Origin of the sequence: Mycobacterium sp. ITM-2016-00318 (genome assembly GCF_002968285.2) — a bacterium.
Classification (GTDB): domain Bacteria; phylum Actinomycetota; class Actinomycetes; order Mycobacteriales; family Mycobacteriaceae; genus Mycobacterium.
Genome location: NZ_CP134400.1, coordinates 867691 through 886332 on the forward strand (window position 1 = coordinate 867691; position 18642 = coordinate 886332).

Below are 18642 nucleotides of genomic sequence, written 5' to 3' on the forward strand. Positions count from 1 at the left end.
TCCGGCATCATGGTGATGTGCCGCTCTCCGAAACGACGCTGCTCGAGGTGGCCGGTGAGCTGGTCTACGCCCGGGGCGAAGACTACGTTCGTTACGTCCGCGGGCTCCGCACGACCGAGTCCAAGGCCTACGCGTCGATCCAGGCCAAGAACGTCTACCAAGTCGAGCTCGACTGGTCCGGTCCACTACCCGACGGGTCCTGTACTTGCCGGCATCATGCCGACGGCAACTTCTGCAAGCATCTGGTTGCGACCGGACTCGCCGCGATCGACTCCGGACGGGTCGCGATCGACGACACATCCAGCAGTACGGCCGAGGCTGGGCTAGAAGCAGCGGTGCAGGCGATGGATGTCGATGAGCTGCGTGACCTGGTGATGACACTTGCGCAGCGCGATGACGGGGTGCGCCGCGTGCTGGAGATTCGCGCCACGACAGCGGCAGGTGACGACACGCACGCCAAAGCCGAGCTGGAGGCCTACGTGCGAAACACGTTGGCGTTCCGCGGCTTTGTCGACTACCGACGTTCCTTTGAGGTCGCGGAAGCGGCCAGTGACATGCTCGACGAACTCGAAAACCACCTGAACAGTGGCGCCGCCGAACTCGTCCGGCCGGCATTGCTGCGCGCAGTAACCCGGTTGCGCAAGATCATCGAGCACGTTGACGACTCCTCGGGCTCGATCGGTGATCAATGCCAGCGCGCCGCCGACCTCTACGCGCGGGCCTGCCGGCTGGGTGAGCCCGACCCCGTCAAACTCGCGACGTGGCTCGTGAAATTCCGCGCTGACTCGCCGGGGTGGCCGACCCTGGGCTTAGCGGACTTCATCGACTGTTTCGACGAGCAGGCACTCGGTGCGTACCGCCGGGCGGTGGCGGCCCTGGATCGAAAGCTCGCAGATCGTGATCAATGGGGGCGGTTCGAAGTCGACGCAATGCTGCTGGAGCTCGCCGATCACGACGGCGATGTCGACCGGGCCGTCCACTTACTCAGTGAGCGGGAACACCCGCAGTACGGGGCGATCGTCAACCGGTTACGCGCAGCCGGACGCACAGAGGATGCGGTGGCATGGATCGACCGCGCAGTTGCCGAGGGACGAGTCACCAGTCATGGTGCTGGCAACGCATACTGGCTGAGCCCAGACGACGTCGCCGCGACCTATCAGGGACTGGGCCGGATCGACGATGCGGTCGGTGTCCTTCGCGCCGACTTCATGCGGCAGCCGTCGGTCTCCACCTATCGAGTCCTACTCGATTTCGCTGTCGGCATCGACCGTGCCGACACCGAACGCACCTGGGCCTTCGGCCACGCGCGGCAACTTGCGGCGTCTGACCGCTTCGCGGCCGGCGCGGTCCTGGTCCAGCTTTGTCTGAGCGAGGGTGATGTCGATGCCGCGTGGCAGGTCGCCGACCGTTATGGCCCTGGCTGGGCGTGGCGAGAACTGGCCGACCGAGGCGCCGAGGCTCGGCCGGTCAAAGCCGCAGACCTGTACCGGCCGCAGCTTGAAAAGGATCTGCGGCACCCCAACTCCAAGCTTTATCCTGACATCGCCGACACGCTGGTGACGATGGCCGATCTCTACGAACGAGGCGGTCGCAGTGCCGATTTCGCGTCGTTCATCGCGCAGATCCGCCACGACTACGGTAGGCGACCCTCGCTGATGAAGGCGCTAGACGCGAAGGGGCTCTGAACGGAGGGCGGCATTGCCACTGGCCGTGAGTACCGTCCGCGATATGAGTGAGAAAGCCGAGCACACACGGCCAAATAGATCCGACGTGACGAGCGGCGGGCGAAGATGCGCAACGGGAAAGGTTCTGCCGACACGACGTTCAGGGACGCGTTACGTCGTGCCCTGGGGCGGCATCCACTCGGCCTGCTCAGCATCGCCAGCATGATGATCCATGTGGCGAAACCTGATCGCTCACATCGCCGGCGTGTGATGCCAATTATCTCGATCAGATCCTGGCTGGCTTGATCGAGACGCGGAATCGGGAGACGACCTCGCTGTTGGCCGTCATCGCCGAGCTCCTCGTCGACGATCCGGAGCCGCAACTCCGGTGCCGACGCGAAGTGGCTGAACGAGGCGAGCATCTGCCGCGGTGGATCGGACCCCTGTCGCGGGTCGAGGTCTACCGCGCGGTGCGCAGAGCCTACGTGTTTGGCGACGTCGACGAACTCGTGATCGGTATGCGACTCGCCGGTGGGTATGAGCTGAGTTTCGCCGTCCGGATTGATCACAACATGTCGTCGAGCGATGTCGACGCCGGAGCGGTCAAGGGTCCGATCGACGACGTGCTGGCGCGAGTAGCCGATCTAGCAGCGATACTTCTGTTTTCGACATGGCCCTGACTGATGCGCGGGCGTGGATTGAGGATGCGCTCAACAAGCCGACATCAATCCCCAAGACTGAGACCTGGCCGCTCTACCGTGCGCTCATTCGGTGGCTGGTGGATCGACTGCCAGAGTGCGGTGAACACCGGTCACCTGCAGGGAACTCGGGGTCGCACGAGAAGCTCTGCAATGCGTTCTTCGCGACCAGTTCGCAGCGCCGTTCACCGACTCCGACCATCGGGAGCCGCTGCTGGAGCTCTTCGAGACGGGTACGGGTGACCCATTGCGATGGAGCGCAGCCCGCGTCGAACGGGCAATCGGCAACACGCCCTACCTCGCGGAGAGTTTTCCGTTGGAGGTGATGCTGGACACTCCAGATCTGCTGCGTGCGTTCATCCCATTCGCGCACGCGCAGAGCGGAATACGAGAGGCACTGACGTCGCGAACACTTGCTGCGATCGACGAGCTGCGGACGAGCTACAAGCGGGAAGTGTTGTGGGAGGCCGACTACTGGTGGCTCGATGATGCGGTTTGAGCGCCATTTAAATGTCGGACCCCGCTGCGATGATGGGGTTATGTCTTCGATAGCGGCTCCTGACGCCACGGCGGTGCGTCCTAAAGACCGTCTGGAGGTGTTGTTTGAGGAGTTGTCGGAGTTGGCCGGTCAGCGTAACGCGATTGATGGGCGCATAGTGGAGATCGCGGCAGAGATGGATGACAACGGGTTGTGGGGTATGACCGGCGCGCGTTCGGTCGCTGGTTTGGTGGCGTGGAAGACCGGTTCGTCTCCGGCCAACGCGCACACCATTGCTGCCATCGCTAACCGGTCAGCGGAGTTTCCCCGTTGCGTGCAGGGCTTGCGGGAGGGCCGGCTGTCGCTGGATCAGGTCGGCGTGATCGCCGAGCGGGCGGCTGAGGGTTCTGATGAGCATTATGCGGCGCTGGCCGAGGTGGCTACGGTCAGCCAGCTGCGCACCGCGATCAAGCTCGAGCCGCGCCCAGAAGTCGATCCGCGACCCCAACGGGAACGGGCGATCACCAAAACCACCGACGGGCACACCACCACCTGGCGGATCACCCTGCCCAAGCTCGAGGCGGCGAAATTCGATGCGGCGCTGCAATCACACCAGGATGCGTTGATCGCCGAGTGGAAACGTGATCACGACGACGACCGGCGCTCACCGAATCGACCGCCGCTACCCGGCACGGTCGAGGCGCTCCTGCGCCTGGTCGAGGCCGGGTGGGACGCCGACGCCGCCCGCCGCCCACACGGGCAACACACCACGGTGGTGGTCCACCTCGATGTCGAGCAGCGTGCTGCTGTGCTGCATCTGGGTCCGCTGCTCACCGATTCCGAGCGTCGGTATCTGACCTGTGATGCCATCTGCGAGGTCTGGTTCGAACGTGCCGGGCAGGTCATTGGCTCGGGCCGATCGACGCGGGTGATCAACCGGCGGCTTCGTCGTGCCCTCGAGCATCGCCATCCCACGTGTGCGGTGCCCGGCTGCGGCGCCACCCGTGGTCTGCACGCCCATCACATCCGCCATTGGGAAGATGGCGGAGCAACCGAGTTGCACAACCTGGTGCTGGTCTGCCCCTATCACCATCGGCAGCACCATCGAGGGGTCATCACCATCACCGGACCCGCGCACACCCTGACCGTCACCGACAGCGAGGGACGACAACTCAGCCCGGGATCGCTCGCCCGTCCACCAACGAAACCCCCGCCGGCTGTGCCGCCCTATCGAGGGCCCACCGGTGAGCGCGCAGACTGGTGGTGGTACGACCCCTTCCAACCCCAACCACCACCAACAAACAACTGAGCGCCGGCCGCGTTCCACGAGCGGCAGAACCCGTTGTAGCGCAGAATATCTCTTGGCATCGTGTCGGGCGATGGGTCTGACCTTTCACCCGTCGAACTCGCCGTCGGCCGAGGCTCAGCGCGACCTCACGACGTATCTAGATCAAGCCACGTCGGCGGTCATCGGTCACGGCTCGAACCAATTGCTACGTGTTTCGCATCTGGTGGGCATCGAGGTCGCCAGTGCACTGCGCCGCCACGTCTTCCCCGCGCGCTGACACCCGGTGACGCTCAACGCCGCCTGTGCGTCGTTTGAAAGCAGCGGCTTCACACACAGAAGACCGACGCCGAGCACTCGGCATGCCAGATCGCGTCGGCGAACGCGTCGGCGATCTCGCGCCCCGTGATCGGAATTGGGTGATACGTCGAGCCGACGTGGCGGGCCTGAGCTTCAGCGATGCTGGCTTCGTCATAGATCGGGTTCTCGAAGGTGACCGTGAACGAGCGGATCGGCCGATCCATTTCCTGCTGCGCGAGTCCGAGGACCCGCATGAGTCGATGCCGCCACTCAGATACGACGCCACCTCAACATCGGCGACCGTCTTTGCCCCACCGCATCGCGCAGAGCCGCGCGGAATTCGTCGACGACCTCAGCCTCGCTTCGCGTGTTCCCCCGCATCTGCTCAGCGGTCGGGATCTCCCAATCCAGTACGGATAGATGCGAACCTCGCCATCTCTGGCGCCGCCAGCCTGAGTGGGCAACACGCCGGGCGTGGTGATCGAGTTGAGGGCCGGAGCGCGGAATGATGTGCGGCTGATGAGCTCGCCTATGGCAAGTTGTTCAAGGTAGGTCTTGGAGAGCGCGCATACACCCAGCTCGGCGAGGCCGAAGTTGCCCGCCGAACAAGACGTTCCGGGCATTCGGCCCAATGGCCGTTTGCCGGCGAAGCACTTGGCCCGGCTCGTTGCCGAGTTGGTCGACGAGCATTTGGATCTTGTTCGCATTCCGGCTGCGGATGACGAGGCGCGCGGTGGGCTGCCCTACGATCCGCGGCTGATGGCGCTCCTGTTGTACGCCTACACCACCGGGGTGTGCTCGTCGCGAATGATTGAACGCAAATGCTTTGACGATGCCGCCTTTCGGTGGCTGACGGCCGGCGCGTCCCCGGGCTATAGAGCGATCGCCGATTTCCGCAAGCAGCACCTGTCTGCGCTCGGATACCTGTCCGTGCAGGCGTTGGCGTTGCGCCGGCCCGCGGGTGCGGTCTGCCCGGGCCGGCTCCCTCTCGACAGGACGAGAATCGCGAAGGAAAGGGCTCTCGTGGAGGAGGTCTCGGCCCTTCTGACCGGCGCCGAACGGGTCGATGAAGCCGAGGACGCAGCGTTCGGGACAAATCGTCATGTCGGCCAGCAGCCGCAGCGACTGCGGCGACGAGATATTTTGCTGGCCAGGATCTTCGAGACCAAGGCGTCGCTTGCAGCCGAGATCGGACCGGGCCGGGAGGTGGGCGTCCGGGCCGACATCCGCGACGAGAGGGATGAGGCAAGTGGCACGGCGGGGCACACTACCGCGAGACCGAAGGCGCGGCGCGCGGCGGTCGGTGCGCTGTTGCTGATGGTGGCGTTCGGAGGCGGATTCGCCGTCGCGATGCAAAAGACGGTTACGCTCTCCGTCGACGGCTCACCGATGACGGTCTCGACGATGAAGTCGCGAGTGGTGGACGTGGTGCGGGAAAACGGCTTCGCCGTCGACTACCACGACGAGCTGTATCCGGCCGCCGATCAACCGGCCCATCAGTCCGACACCATTGTGCTGAAACGGGCCCGGCCGTTGCAGGTGTCAGTGGACGGCGGGCAGAGCAAGCGGGCGTGGACGACGGCCTTGACGGTCGGCGAGGCCCTTGAGCAGCTGTCGATACATGACGCCGCTCCCGCCTTGGCATCTCGTTTCAGCCGAGTGCCATTGGCCGGCATGGATTTGTCGCTGGTCAGCGCGAAGAACGTGCATATCGTCGACGGCGGTGTGGCCAACGACCGGCGGCTGGCGGCGCCGAATGTGAGGCTCTTGCTAGCGGCGGCCGGTGCGCCGCTCGAGCAAGGCGACAAAGTGTTCCCGCCGGCGTCGACGTCGGTCACCGAGGGCATGAAGATCGTGGCCACCCGAATCCGGACGTTGACCGTCACCGCGCGGATCACGCTGCTGCCCCGGGCGTACCACGTCCGGGATCCGAAGATGAACGTAGGCCGCAATGTTGTGGAGAACTTAGGCACGAATGGAACCCAGGTTGTCACCTTCGCGGTGTCGACCGTCAACGGTGTCGAAGCCGCGCGGTCGCCGGTGAAGAACGAGATCGTGGCACCCGCGCGGCCCGCGGTGCTGCGCGTCGGTGCCAAGCCGGGCACTCGGGTGCCGCCGGTGCGCAACGGCGCGGCATGGGACGCGCTGAGCGCCTGCGAGTCCGGCGGCAATTGGGCGATCAACACCGGCAACGGATTCTACGGGGGCGTGCAGTTCAACCAGAGCACGTGGGAGCGCCACGGTGGACTGCGTTATGCGCCTCGAGCAGACCTGGCCACTCGGGAAGAGCAGATCGCAATCGCCGAGGTGACTCGGACAGTTCAGGGCTGGGGCGCCTGGCCGGTATGCAGCGTCAGAGCGGGGGTGCGCTGACCAACACACCCTCGCCGTCCGGGCCGGGTCAGTATCCCGCGCTGCTCACTTCGTGGGAGTGGGCCTCCCACATCACATGTGGGCCGCAGTGCGGCGCGCCGCCGGGATGTTTGGGTGCGGTTTGGCCGGAGTACCGTGTCACCGCCAGATTGATTGCGGCCCAGAAGAAGTGGACCGGACTCACCTTGCCGATGAACCGCGACCGGAACATCTCGAAAGACGCGCTTCATCTGCACCAGCGCCAGCCAGAAATTGTGCGCTTGATCGCCGTCATACGCGATGTGTTGTCGATCGGTGTCGAACGGAATCGCTTCGGGAATCTCGACCGCATGGTCCAGATCTCGGTGGACACACCCAGTTCGTCGAGCGCAGCCATGACGTTGCGGTAGAAATCACCCATTGGTCCCGGCTGCAAGGCCACGGCGCGCCTGTCCCCGCCGGTGGTGGTGACGATCAGTTGGTGGTCGATGAAGTCGAAATCGATCGAGAAGCCTCTGTCGCCGTGGGGTATCAAACCGTAGTCAGACCGCGTGCCGACACGTACAGCACAACGTTCCACCTGTGGCTCATCAGCGGTGTGTTCGCCAGTCGCACCTTCCCGACGACCTGCGTCATCAGGTGAAGGGTGTCGCGGGTTTCGACCCACTGGGCCACCGGAAGTCCAGGCCATACCAAAGCGGACTCGGACATGTGTACCTCTTCGTGGATCTGAGGCCCACAGGATCAACAGTGGTGCTCGCGACCATCACGATCACATTTCGCACCGCCGTTCCGGGGTTATCGCACCGCTGATGGTGATGGAATCGGTGACTAGAGGACGTCAGAGCAGGGCGGGATGACCAGATGACGCACGGCGGGTATGGGGGCGGCCAGCCCGACCCGTTCGGTTCGGACCCCTTCGGTGGTCCGCCGAGCACCCAGGGGTACATGCCGCCGCTCACCCCCGGCTCACCGCCTGTGACAGGGCGGGTCTTCCCGCCGTCTGGTCGGCCAAGCGGTGAGGTCAACAAGTTCGCGACGTTGTCGATCGTGTTCGCGTTCGTGTTCGCCCCTGTCGGCGCGGTACTGGGCCACATCGCACTCTCGCAGATCAAACGCAGCGGGCAACGCGGTCGTGAACGAGCGATAGTCGGCCTCACCATCTCGTACGTGATCATCGTGCTGGCGGTGATTGCGCTGGTGATCTGGCTTCTGACCGCCAACTCCTCCGAGTCACCTTCGTCGCCCGGTGAGACGACGGCGACGCCGAGGACGACACCACGCGCTTCGCCGCCACCCCCGCGCACCACGGTTTTCACGCCGCCCCCGGCCCAGCGGCCGACGGTCACCGTGGAGCAGCTGCGGGTAGGCGACTGCGCCGAGGTCCAGCAGACGCAGCCGGACCCCACCAGAGGGCCCGAAACGAACGTCATTCTCATTTTTCCGGTGCGCTGCGAGGTCCGCGACGGTGTATTTCGGGTAGACCAGATCTTGTCGACCAGTGCATGCCCTGGGCAGACACTGTTCAACAAGCAAGAAACGGTATTTGCATGCATCTCGGATTTCCGAGGCTGATGATGATGATGAGGTTGTGTTCACTGACTGGCCTTAGTCGCGTGTACCGCGGGCGCACGCTCGCGGGTCGCTGGCCTGCAGCGCGGGGTCGGCCAAGCCCGCCGCCGACGGGGGGCTCTGATGCAGCCCACCGGTAATCCGTTCGAGCCGCAGTCGGTGGATCCGTTCGGGACACCATACGCAGGCGCGTCCGCGCCACCGAGCGTGCCTCCGTTCGGGCACGGGCCTCGGATGGGTGCCCCCTACGGAGCACCGCCGTCGGCCGACTACAACACCTTCGCGGTGCTGTCGCCGATTTTCGCGGTGGTGGTACCGCCTGCCGGCGTGGTGCTGGGGCACCTGGCTTTGCCGCAGATCCGGCGCTCCGGCGAGCGGGGGCGCAAGGCTGCGATCGCCGGACTGGTGATCGGCTATCTGATGTGCCTGGTGCTGATCGCCGCCCTCATCTGGTGGTTGTCGAGTGATTCGGACTCCGGCGACGCGACCGCCGCGCCCTCGTCGAGCGCCCCTTATCAGGTGCCGCCGGCTCCGCCGCGACCCTCGACGGTGACCTCGGTGGCCCCGCCGCCCACCGTTCCGCGGATAAAGCTCGACCTCGCCACGGTGCCGATCGGCACCTGTGTGGAGATCCAGCTGCGCAACGACGAAGGCAACGACGCGTTGGATCTGTTCAAGGTCGACTGCGCGCACAAGGAAGGGGTGTACACCGTCACCACGCGGGTCCCCGCCAGCTACGAATGCCGTTCCGTCTACGTCGCCGCGCCGCCCGACCGCTCCTTCGCCCTGTGCCTGAACCCGTACTGATGCCGATGAACATCCTCGCAGCGACCACCCACCAGCGAAGGCGGGGGTGATCGACGTGGGTCAACCCAATCCGTTCGACTTCAGCGACTTCGGCCCGCCCTCCGGGAGTCCCACGCCGCCGCGAACCGGCGCGGATTCGCCATCGCCGCGGGGTGCCGACTTCTCCACCGGCTTCGATCCCTGGGCGAACCAGCCGAAGACACAGCCGCACGTGCGACGCCAGGACGCCTTCGGTCAGGCGAGCGAGCGGGACGCCTTCGGTGGGGCGATCACGGCGGGGACGTTGGCGACCGCCGGGCCACCGCTGAAGTGGTTCGGCGTGGCGCTGCTGATGGCCGCGGCTGGGGTGGTCCTGGCCCTCGTCAGCGCCACCGGCGGTGGCGGCGTGTTCGCGCCCGCGCTGGCGGGCTGGCTTCTGGCGGGGCCCCTCGCGATCGGCGCACTGGCGGTCTACACCCGGGTCGACACCCGCCGTCGCAGCGAGTCGATCTACTCGGCGCCGCGGTGGGCGTCGAGGTTGTACTGGGCGGTGCTGGTCGTGTGTCTGGTGGGCATCGCATTGGGTGCGTGGCAGATCGCTCTGTGGGCGGGCAGGCAGTAGATGTCTGTGTCACCGCGAATCCTACTGCAGGTCAAGCGTATTGGCCTGCTGGCACAGTTCTTCGCCGTCGCGCTGATGATCGCGGCGCTGGCCGGCTGGTCGATTCCGTCGGCGCACGCCGAGCCGGCCGGCGGCGGCGCGAAGCGCTTCGGCGCCTGCCTGGCCTCGCAGAAGGCCGGCGATCTGGTGCTGTTGTTCGACGAGTCGAGCAGCCTGCAGGGCACCGATCCGCAGGCAGCCCGGGTGCAGGCGGCGCGCTACCTGCTGCAGACGCTGGGCAGATACGCCGATCGGGTCGGTGCGAATCTCGACGTCGCCACCTCCGGGTTCTCCGAATCATATACGCGCGAACAGGATTGGACGAAGCTGACCGGGTCGACGGCTGACCAGGTGGGTGCGCAGCTGTCGAGCATCGCCACCAAGAACACCGGTATCGACACCGACTACTGGCTGGCGCTCGACGGGGCACGCCAGGAGTTGGCGTCGCGCGGGCAAGGGCCCAACGGCGGGCAGCGCTGCCAAGCGATCGCATGGTTCTCCGACGGCAAGATCGATTTCACGTCGCGGGCGACGTCCAAGCCCTACGCCGACGGGGTCACACTCGACAGCCCGAGCGGTGTCGCCGACACCACCAAACGGGCCGTGGAGTCGATCTGCCGGCCGGGCGGCGTCGCCGACCAGCTGCGCAGCAGCAACATCGTCATGCTGGGAATCGGTCTGGGCGCCAACAAGACACCCGGCGACTTCGACGTGATGTCGGCGATAAGCACCGCCCGCGGACTCAACGGCATGGCGTGCGGAGAGATCACTGATCCGATACCGGGTGACTTCTATCCCGTCTCCAACATCGACGACATGCTGTTCGGGTTCGACGCGCTCAACCCGGACCCCGGCACCACCGGGCAAGCCCCGGTCTGCCAGCTGCGGGTGTGCCCGGAGGCGCGGCACAACTTCACGTTGGACCGCTCGATCAAGTCGGTGGACATCCTCGGTTCCGGCGGAGTAGCCGGTGTGGTGCCCTATCTGATCTCGCCGTCGGGCAAGACGTTGGAACTGCCCAAGAAGGACGGCCGCAACACCGCCGACCTGGACGGCGTGCCGGTGACGTATGAGTGGCGATCCGATTCAGCGCAGACCATTTCGCTGCAGAACACCGGGGGCCCGCAGTGGCCGGGCCAATGGGCGGTCGTCTACGTCGACACCACCGGTCAGCACCCCGACGCCGTATCGCGGGTGAGCATCCACATCACCACCGACATCTTTCCGGCGCTTAGCAACGCCGACAAAACGCCGTGGCGCAGCGGGCAGGTGGTCAAGGCCTTGACGTTCGGTCTCGTCGACGGATCGGGCAAGCCCATGCAGCCGACCGTCCTCGCGGGGACCGCGACCATGTCGGCGGCGCTGGCGCCCGATGGCGCGGCGCCCATCCCGCTCCTGGACTCCGTGGCCAAAGCCGACATCGCCAACCCGGTCGACGCCGACCTGACGAAGGTCAATCCCGGGCAGGCGAAGCTGCGAATGTCGTTGGTGATCACCACCGCGCCGGCGACCGACCCATCAGGCGCGCAGATCGCGCCCGGCACCCAGCTGTCACCCCAGGACGTCGAGGTCCCCGTGCAGATCCTGCCCAAGCTCGGCCTGCCGGCGCCGGGCGAGCGGATCGATTTCGGCACCGTGCAAGCGGCCAAGGGCGCGACCGCGTCGCTCAACATCACCGGCCCGGGCTGCGCCTGGATCGCCGACACGGATGGCGCCAAGGTGGCGGCCGCGCCCGATGACATCGGCACCGCGCGGCTGTCCTCCACCACGAACTCCGCGCAGACCTGTGCGAAGGTGCAGGCCGGCCAGACCGGGAAGCTGTCGGTGACGCTGCGCACCGACCGCGACGGACAAGGCGGGCTGACCGGAACGGTGCCGATACATGTTGCGGCGCTTGACAACCCGGGCGATGCACAGGTCGTCGACGTTCCGTTCGTCGCGTCACTGATCAAGCCGTTGAACACCACCAACTTCGTGCTGGTGTTCCTGGCCGCGCTCCTGCTGGGCCCGGGGATCCCGCTGGCCCTGCTGTACGCGGCGAAGTGGTGGGTCAGCAAGATCCCCGACACGCCGATGCTGGCCGACCGGTTCCCGGTCGAGGTGAACGACGATGTGGTACTGCGCGACGGGGAACCGTTCACGCTGGCCGACACCGACCTGATCCGGCCCGTGCCCGGCCTGGCCGGGGGCGCTCGCAAAGTCTCGGTGCAGGGTGTCACGCTGAGCACGACCGTCGGCCGCAGCCCGTTCGGCCCCGGCTATGTGACCGTCGACGCCGACGGTCTGGTCAGTGTGGGTTCGGCGCTGCCTGCAACCGACCGCAGCGGACTGCGCGCCGTGCTGCCGCTGGCCGTGCACAACAAGTGGGTGGTCCTGCACGATCCCAGCGGACCGGCGAACGTCGCCGATGTGCTGCTGCTGGTCGGCGGACGCACCGACACCGCGGCGCGTGAGCGGCTCTACGAAGACGTCGGCCGTCGACTGCCCGAGCTGCTCAACGGGCTGCGGTTGCGGGCGGTTGAAGCCGGGCTCGCGGTTTCGGATGACGAAGCGCGACAAGCGGTTTCGCCGTTCGGCGAACCCGCGAAGGGTGCGTCGGCGGCCCATGACCCAGATCCATTCGACCCGTTCAGGGAAGGAAACTGAATGCGACGATTCCTCATAGTGGGATGCGGTGGTTCCGGCGGTGCCACGCTGGCGTTCATCATGGACCAGCTGCGCTCCGAACTGCACTCCGCGGGCATCGAAACACTCCTGGGCGGTTGGCAATTCGTTCAGATCGACGTGCCAAGCGCGCCGGAGACCGGTCCTGAGGGACTGGCCAACGTTCCCGAGCAGGGCGGCACCTACATCGGCTGTGGACCGCAGGGCAGTAGCTACGCGATCCTCGACGGGGCCTTGTCGCAGCGGGTGGCCGCCGAATCGGCGTTGGACACCATCGCCACCTGGGCGCCCCGCAACCCGCAGGAGGTGTCGATCCCGATCTCGGCGGGCGCCGGCCAGTACCGGGCCATCGGGCGGATGATCACGCTGAGCAAGGCCACCGAGATCCACACCCGCCTGCAGGCCGCGTGGGATGCGCTCTTCCGGGTCGACACGATCTCGCAGATGTCCACCGTCGATGTGCCGGGCATGGGGAAATTCGACCCCAACGAACCGCCGCTGGTCCTGGTGGTGTCGTCGATGGCCGGCGGCGCGGGGGCGTCTATGGCGCTGGACGTGTGTCGGCTGCTGACCCTGGTATCGGGCCTTGACCCGAAACTGATGGGCGTCTTCATGGTGACGCCCGACATCTTCGATTCGCTGCCGCAGAGTTCCATCGTCGGGGTGCGCGCCAACTCGCTGGCCATGCTGGGAGAGATCGTGGCCAGTCAGGCGGGCTCGGCGCGCGAACACGATGTGCGGCTGATGCGGGCGCTGGGCCACCAGCACGGCGAAGGGGAGCTGATCCCGTTCGCGCGGGTGTTCCCGGTGGGCCGCTTCATCGGCGCGGATCGCACGCTGTTCGGAGACGGTTCGCAGTGGGCCGTCTATCGGGGACTGGCGCGGGGCCTCGCCGGACTGATGATGAGCGGCGCGGCCAGTGACCAGTTTGTCTCCTACGACCTGGGCAACACGGCGTCGCCGGAGGGCGACCGCGACCTGCTGGGCTGGGGCATCTCCGCGTGGGACGTATTGCCATGGGGCACATACGGGTTCGCCAGTTTGAGCATGGGTCGCGACCGCTACGCCGAGTACTCCGCGCAACGGCTGGCGCGCAGCTGCGTAGACAAACTGCTGTTCGGGCATCTGCAGGCCGGCAACCCGGCGTCGAGCACCGAGCAACTCGACTCGCTCCTGAGCAGCCAGTGGCAGGCGCATTGCGGCGAGTTGGAACTGCCGGCGAACCCCGGCGACGAGCAGACCCGCACGGGCATTCTCGGCCGCTGGATAGGCTCCGACGCCTTCGCCGCCGAGTCGGTGGCCGCCACCGTCAACGGGCTCATCGACCGGCAGCTGCGAGGGTATCTGCCCAACCCCGAGGGCATGACCGCAGAGCAGTGGGTTCCGATCTTCCGTCAGGCTCTTCGCAACCGGGGCAGCGAACTCCTGCGGGCATGCGACGACGCGGCCTACGCAATGGCGTTCAACTGGCACCGAGAGTTCGCCGGGCGGGTCGAACAGATGGTGGGCGAGACGATCGCCACGATGGGCCTGCCGTATGCCCGGGAACTGGTCGACCGGTTGCGCCGCCACATCGACGACGTGCTGGCCCCCGGGATGGCGCAGCTCGGGACGATGGGGCCGTCCGACATCGTCGCGGTGCCGCCGCAAGTGGATGCGGCGCTGCGCTCCATGCGCGGGGTGATGACCAACGCCGATCAGGTCCTGGCAACGGCGCTGGACGGGTTCCGCGCGGGCGTGCGACGCCAACTGTTCGCCGACGCCGCCGCGCGAATCGCAGACGTGATGCGGGTCGTGGGCGCGGAGATGTTGCGGCCACTGCGCGAAGCGCTGGGCGAAGCCATGGTGCTACTGGAGCAGGCGCGCGCGGAACCGCCCACCGATGTCGGGCTTGCGCGGCTGACCACCGATCAGTACGCGGCCTGGCCCGCCGATGCCGACGAGCTGGTGCCCGCGCGGTTCGCTGAGGCCAACAACGAAGTGCTGCTGATCAGCTCGGCCGCCTTCCAGGGCCGCTACGAGCTCGACCTGCCCAAGGCCGTGGCAGGCGCCCACGCATTGGTGCCGCTGCGCACCGCAATCGACGACGGGACGACCCAGGTGATCCTGGGGCAGTGGCGCACCACCGGCGGGGTGTCCGCACCCGGCGGTCTCATCGAACGCACCGCAACGTGGGTGACGCGCGCCTTGGGCACCGACCCCGAGACGCGTCGGCCCCGGGTGCCGTCGATGGCGCAGTTCGATGTGCACACCCGCCCAGCAGAGCTGCTGAGGCGGGCCCGACTTTTTGTGCGCAGGCCGGGGGAATCGTTCGACGAGTTCTGCAAGGTTTCACTGCGCGACTTCGTGCAGGGCGCGGGCGCGGCGGAATCGGAATTGGTCACGCGCCGCCGAGACATCACCACGAAGTTCGCCGAGGCGCTGTCGCTGGCCCGCCCGCTGGCCAGCGTGAATGACGAAGCGCTGCAGCGAGTGCATCCCGGGCAGCAGACGGAGTACCGCTACAAGTTCTCCGAGGTGCCGTTCGCCGGCCAGCCCGTTGCCGACGCGCTGTTTGACGTGCTGCGCACCAACCCGCGTATCGACCAGGCCACCAAGGACAACTACCACCGGTCGCTGTCGGATGAGGACAGCGTGACACGGGTGGACATCTTCGGGTCCTATCCCAACTACTCGCCGCTGGCGTTCGACTCGGTGCTCAAGCCCGCTGCCCAGCAGTGGGCCCGGATCGCCGGACCAGGCCGCGGGACGTTCTGGCGCTATCGTCGCGCGCGACCCTTGCCTGCGTCACTGCCGATGACCGACGACGAGCGCCGCGCCATGACGGCGGGATGGTTCCTAGGCCAGATCGTCGGGCGGATTCACATCCCGGAGCCGCCCTACACCGACCCGGTGCGCATCTACGACGCCGATGTGGGGCACTGGTTGAACTTCCCCAGCCCGCTGCTGACACCGCCGTCGGCCTTCATCGCCACCTATGACTGGCTGCCTGCGGTGCTGGAGAGCATCCTGCTCGCCATCGCCCAGTCCCACGAGCCGCCGGTGATGCACACACTGCGGCCCTACGGCGTGCTGCGGGAACTCTACGACGCACATTCGCAGGACCCGGCCAGCGGCATCGTCGAGTTGTCGGCCAGCGACGTGCTGCGCGAGTTCCTTGTCGGCAACGCTGCGGTGCCGGGCGCGACAACGCGGATCGAGACGATCGCCGCGGCCCGAAGCCCCGAGGAGCGCGCCGCCGCCGCCGAGGAGTGGCTGACCAATGTGCGCGACGTCGCGGCGCAGTATCTGCCGGGGGACATGCCCGGCGCGGCGCCCGGCGGAGTGTTCACCTCGATCCCGACACGGTCGACGGCGTCGAAGACGCCGATCTTCCGCGATCTCGCTCCTGACGTGTTCTGGGCGACGGAAGCCCTCACCCGGTTGTTGCAGCGCGAGGCTGCAGGGCTGGCGCGGGGCGCGGCGACCGCCGGGACCGGCTACGGCGACGACGGTCCCCTGGTGATCCCGGAGGGCGGGACGTTCTAGTCATGTCGATGCCGAGCACTTCGCAGGCGCTGACGGTGTTGGTCGCTCCGCACGCCCGGACAGAGGAGATCTTCGCCGTCCTGGCCGACTATTCCGCTGTCGGACTGCTCGCCGCGTTCACGTGGGTCGACGCCGCGGACATCGGTGGCGCGTCCACCCCGGCCAGCGTGCTGCGCGACGGTCGCGCCGAATCGGCGGTGTTGCAGCAGTTGCTCACCGCCAAGCGCTACCAGCGGATCCGGGTGGTGGTCTTGGTGCCCGCGGATGCGCCGTCGACCGAGCGGGTGCCCCTGGTGGCCGAGCAGACGGTGGAGCAGATCGTACGAAGCAGTTCGATGGGTGCGCGTATCAGCCTGCTGCGTGTCCTGCTGACCCGGGGGGACGACGCAGCGGCGGAACCGTATTCGACGATGGTGCTGGAGGGATGGCACAACCTGCTTGTCGCCCCGGAGGATTCGGCGGGACCCGGCCTGGGTGCAATGCCGAGCGGCCCGATCACCGACCCGCTCGAGTTTGCGCAACGCACCGCACCGGTGATCGCCGGGATAGCCGGACTGTGGGCAGAATTGGAGCAGACACCGTTCGACACGTTGGAGATCTTGCCCGGGCAGACGGTGCGCGCGGTGCGGGCGTTCTACCGCCGGCTGGACAGCAGCGAGGTCGAGGAGCGCCTGCGCGCCCAGCTGTTCGACCCTGCCGGACGCCTTCCGCTACCCCGCGGCGGTGAGGTGCCCGTCGTCTATGTGGAGGACGTTGCGGCGGCCACCCAGACCATGGCGAGGGGGCTGTGGACCAAGCACCGAGACCTGCTCCGCGGGCCCCGACTCTCTGTGAGTGCTTCTGGCGCCCAAGCCATTTCGATCTGGGCAGCCCTGAAGATGTTCTTGAAGTTCATGGGCGCCGCGCTGCGGCAGGCGCCGGGGGCATGGTGGTCGGCGGTTACGGGTTCGGTGTCGTCGGTGCTGGCCAGCACGGTGCAGGGCACGGTGTTCGGCGGGAGGGATTCCGCTTTCGCGGTGGTCACCAACACCGAGGTGGCCAACTGGCAGCACCTGGGGGCAAGCGCGGACACGCTGAACACCGCGCTGGGCGGAGCGCCGCCGCAACATCTTGCACAGCGGGACCTCAGCGCGCTGTGGATGGATTTCATCGCCGGGGCGCTGACCCTGGCCGACGGGGGGCGTCGCGCCGCGGGGTTGGATCCGGTGCCGGTGGGTTCCGGCGTCGGGGTGCTCGCCGTCGCCTCCGACGTGGTTCCCAGTGCCGCTGAATCGTTTTCGTCCATTCCCACGTCGCTGTCCGCAGTCATCGGGGTCAGCTCGGTGGAACCGGTCGATGTGCTCGGCGTCGCCGGCCTACGGGAACGGCTGCAACGCGCCTACTCCGATCCCGCGGCCGGCGTCGAGGCGCGTACTGCGGGGACCGATTTAGAAGGCTGGCAACGGCTCGTGTCGAAAAGCTACGCCTGGCAGGTGGGTTCCATCCTGGCGGACTTCTTACACCGCGCCCGCGGCGAGGTCGCCCGCCTGGTGGGCGAGATCCAACAGGCCACCAACCGGGTGTCGGCCGACGAGCGACTGCAGGCGCGCCAGCGGGCGATCGGCGTCATCCTAAAAACCTTCTTCTGGGCACTGGTTCTGATACTCGTCGTTCTCGCCGGGAGCGCCGCCGCCGGCTGGGTCCGCTGGCCGTTCGCGCTGTGGACGGGCGGGGTGATGCTCGGCCTGTACATCCTGGCGTCGCTGGCGTTGTTCCTCTTCTCGCAACGAGATCTTTTCGCGGAGACGCACTTACGACAATCTCAGCTGGGCGAGCTGGAGACGATGCAGGCCAATCTGCGCACGGCGCTCCAGGACGTCAGCCGGCTGTCCACCGCGTACGGACAGCTGTTGTCGTGGTGCCGGGTGCTTGGGGCGGTGCTCCGGGCGCCGTTCGGGCCGGCGCCGGCGGCGCGGCCCTCACCCGGCCAGCTCTTCGACGGCCTGCCGCGCTCGACCCGACTAGGTGTCGCCGACCCGGACGCGCTGCAGGCAGGTGACGCCGCGCATGCGATTCAGCGGCGCCTCTACGCATTGGGCTGGCTGACCCAGCCGTGGCGGGACATGATCAGCGAGGTGGCAGCGCGGCTGCGTGAGGAACCTGAGATGCTGTTCCGGATGCCGGGGATCGGCACGCAATCCGGGCTCGATCAGTGGTCGTCTGCGGTCGCGTCGGGGCAGGTTCAGCCCACCGGCGCCGACGCGCTGTGGGGGCGGGTCGAGCAGATGTTCGCCGAGGGGGACGGCGAAGTCGCCGATGCGCTCACAGGCACGGTGCTGATACCGGGTGAGGACCGGCAGGTGCCTGCCCGGCAATTCGGCGCGGGCATCACGGAGCAGGGCGACGGGCGGGCCGCCCCCTTCGACGCGTCGCTGTTCACCCACGCCGCAATGACAGCGGGCCGCTCGAGCGTTACGGTCGACGAGACGACGGTCGAGCGCGCCGGGTTGGGGTATCGCGCCGCGGTGGTGCAGGCCAGTGATGGGTTGCCGCCCTACGACTTTGCGCTGTTCGCGCCTCGCTTCGACGTGGCAGCGGCCGGCGAAGAGGACGCGACGTCGCTGGGCGGGCGGGAGCGCCGCGACGTCCCGCCCCGTCAGGACATGGTGTTCTAG

The 18642-nt window shown here is 67.1% G+C and carries 15 protein-coding genes and 2 pseudogenes; 13 read left to right on the forward strand and 4 right to left on the reverse strand.

Annotation, left to right across the window (positions count from 1 at the left end; genetic code table 11):
* Positions 1-17: 17 nt before the first annotated feature.
* The 5 genes from C6A82_RS04260 (at position 18) to C6A82_RS04280 (ending at position 4405) form a co-directional block, all read left to right on the forward strand.
* A complete protein-coding gene (locus tag C6A82_RS04260; protein WP_105343676.1) occupies positions 18-1685 on the forward strand; it encodes an SWIM zinc finger domain-containing protein in 1668 nt (555 codons plus the stop codon).
* A gap of 281 nt (positions 1686-1966) precedes the next feature.
* A complete protein-coding gene (locus tag C6A82_RS04265; RefSeq protein ID WP_105343674.1) occupies positions 1967-2344 on the forward strand; it encodes a hypothetical protein in 378 nt (125 codons plus the stop codon).
* Positions 2345-2609: 265 nt separating this feature from the next.
* Positions 2610-2861, forward strand: a complete 252-nt coding sequence (locus C6A82_RS04270; protein ID WP_105345553.1) for a hypothetical protein — start codon at positions 2610-2612, stop codon at positions 2859-2861.
* A 40-nt stretch (positions 2862-2901) separates the two neighbouring features.
* Complete coding sequence (locus tag C6A82_RS04275) at positions 2902-4149, forward strand: HNH endonuclease signature motif containing protein (protein ID WP_105345555.1); 1248 nt, start codon at positions 2902-2904, stop codon at positions 4147-4149.
* 70 nt (positions 4150-4219) lie between these two features.
* Positions 4220-4405 carry a hypothetical protein gene (locus C6A82_RS04280; RefSeq protein WP_105345556.1) on the forward strand — a complete coding sequence of 62 codons (186 nt, stop codon included), beginning with the start codon at positions 4220-4222 and terminating at the stop codon, positions 4403-4405.
* Between the two features lie 49 nt (positions 4406-4454).
* Here C6A82_RS04280 and C6A82_RS04285 read toward each other — a convergent pair whose 3' ends face one another.
* Entirely contained in the window at positions 4455-4679 is a 225-nt protein-coding gene (locus tag C6A82_RS04285) for an asparagine synthase-related protein (RefSeq protein ID WP_233216940.1), read from the reverse strand.
* A gap of 436 nt (positions 4680-5115) precedes the next feature.
* Here C6A82_RS04285 and C6A82_RS04290 point away from each other — a divergent pair.
* Both C6A82_RS04290 and C6A82_RS04295 read left to right on the forward strand, forming a co-directional pair.
* Positions 5116-5319: pseudogene (locus C6A82_RS04290) on the forward strand (transposase); the annotation flags it as partial.
* A 414-nt stretch (positions 5320-5733) separates the two neighbouring features.
* Positions 5734-6798: a resuscitation-promoting factor gene (locus C6A82_RS04295; protein WP_233216942.1), complete on the forward strand. Its 1065-nt coding sequence runs from the start codon at positions 5734-5736 to the stop codon at positions 6796-6798.
* A 28-nt stretch (positions 6799-6826) separates the two neighbouring features.
* Here the strand turns inward: C6A82_RS04295 and C6A82_RS26905 are convergent, their stop codons facing one another.
* From C6A82_RS26905 to C6A82_RS04305, 3 genes and pseudogenes are all read right to left on the reverse strand, one after another.
* The gene (locus C6A82_RS26905) at positions 6827-7009 is read right to left on the reverse strand and encodes a DUF5996 family protein (RefSeq protein WP_105345560.1); all 183 of its coding nucleotides are present in this window, start codon (positions 7007-7009) and stop codon (positions 6827-6829) included.
* 61 nt (positions 7010-7070) lie between these two features.
* Positions 7071-7357 (reverse strand): annotated as a pseudogene (locus tag C6A82_RS26910) (DUF5996 family protein); the annotation flags it as partial.
* Complete coding sequence (locus tag C6A82_RS04305) at positions 7309-7488, reverse strand: DUF5996 family protein (RefSeq protein WP_105345563.1); 180 nt, start codon at positions 7486-7488, stop codon at positions 7309-7311. The gene C6A82_RS04305 and the pseudogene C6A82_RS26910, both read right to left, overlap by 49 nt.
* A gap of 153 nt (positions 7489-7641) precedes the next feature.
* Here C6A82_RS04305 and C6A82_RS04310 point away from each other — a divergent pair, with 153 nt between their 5' ends.
* The 6 genes from C6A82_RS04310 (at position 7642) to C6A82_RS04335 (ending at position 18642) form a co-directional block, all read left to right on the forward strand.
* Positions 7642-8352, forward strand: a complete 711-nt coding sequence (locus C6A82_RS04310) for a DUF4190 domain-containing protein (protein ID WP_233216941.1) — start codon at positions 7642-7644, stop codon at positions 8350-8352.
* A 120-nt stretch (positions 8353-8472) separates the two neighbouring features.
* The gene (locus tag C6A82_RS04315) at positions 8473-9156 is read left to right on the forward strand and encodes a DUF4190 domain-containing protein (protein WP_105345565.1); all 684 of its coding nucleotides are present in this window, start codon (positions 8473-8475) and stop codon (positions 9154-9156) included.
* A gap of 55 nt (positions 9157-9211) precedes the next feature.
* Positions 9212-9757, forward strand: a complete 546-nt coding sequence (locus C6A82_RS04320; RefSeq protein WP_142405967.1) for a hypothetical protein — start codon at positions 9212-9214, stop codon at positions 9755-9757.
* Positions 9758-9763: 6 nt separating this feature from the next.
* On the forward strand, positions 9764-12442 hold the full coding sequence (locus tag C6A82_RS04325; protein WP_311101680.1) for a VWA domain-containing protein: 2679 nt from the start codon (positions 9764-9766) through the stop codon (positions 12440-12442).
* The gene (locus C6A82_RS04330; RefSeq protein ID WP_105345569.1) at positions 12443-15988 is read left to right on the forward strand and encodes a tubulin-like doman-containing protein; all 3546 of its coding nucleotides are present in this window, start codon (positions 12443-12445) and stop codon (positions 15986-15988) included. It begins immediately after the preceding gene.
* A gap of 8 nt (positions 15989-15996) precedes the next feature.
* Positions 15997-18642 (forward strand): hypothetical protein, encoded by a 2646-nt coding sequence (locus C6A82_RS04335; protein WP_142405968.1) that lies wholly within the window; start codon positions 15997-15999, stop codon positions 18640-18642.

Coding starts and splice junctions, on each gene's coding strand:
- C6A82_RS04280 (WP_105345556.1), top strand. CDS start 4,220: ATGGGTCTGACCTTTCACCCGTCGAACTCGCCGTCGGCCGAGGCTCAG.
- C6A82_RS04335 (WP_142405968.1), top strand. CDS start 15,997: ATGCCGAGCACTTCGCAGGCGCTGACGGTGTTGGTCGCTCCGCACGCC.
- C6A82_RS04330 (WP_105345569.1), top strand. CDS start 12,443: ATGCGACGATTCCTCATAGTGGGATGCGGTGGTTCCGGCGGTGCCACG.
- C6A82_RS04275 (WP_105345555.1), top strand. CDS start 2,902: ATGTCTTCGATAGCGGCTCCTGACGCCACGGCGGTGCGTCCTAAAGAC.
- C6A82_RS26905 (WP_105345560.1), bottom strand. CDS start 7,009: ATGTTCCGGTCGCGGTTCATCGGCAAGGTGAGTCCGGTCCACTTCTTC.
- C6A82_RS04315 (WP_105345565.1), top strand. CDS start 8,473: ATGCAGCCCACCGGTAATCCGTTCGAGCCGCAGTCGGTGGATCCGTTC.
- C6A82_RS04285 (WP_233216940.1), bottom strand. CDS start 4,679: ATGCGGGTCCTCGGACTCGCGCAGCAGGAAATGGATCGGCCGATCCGC.
- C6A82_RS04310 (WP_233216941.1), top strand. CDS start 7,642: ATGACGCACGGCGGGTATGGGGGCGGCCAGCCCGACCCGTTCGGTTCG.
- C6A82_RS04305 (WP_105345563.1), bottom strand. CDS start 7,488: ATGTCCGAGTCCGCTTTGGTATGGCCTGGACTTCCGGTGGCCCAGTGG.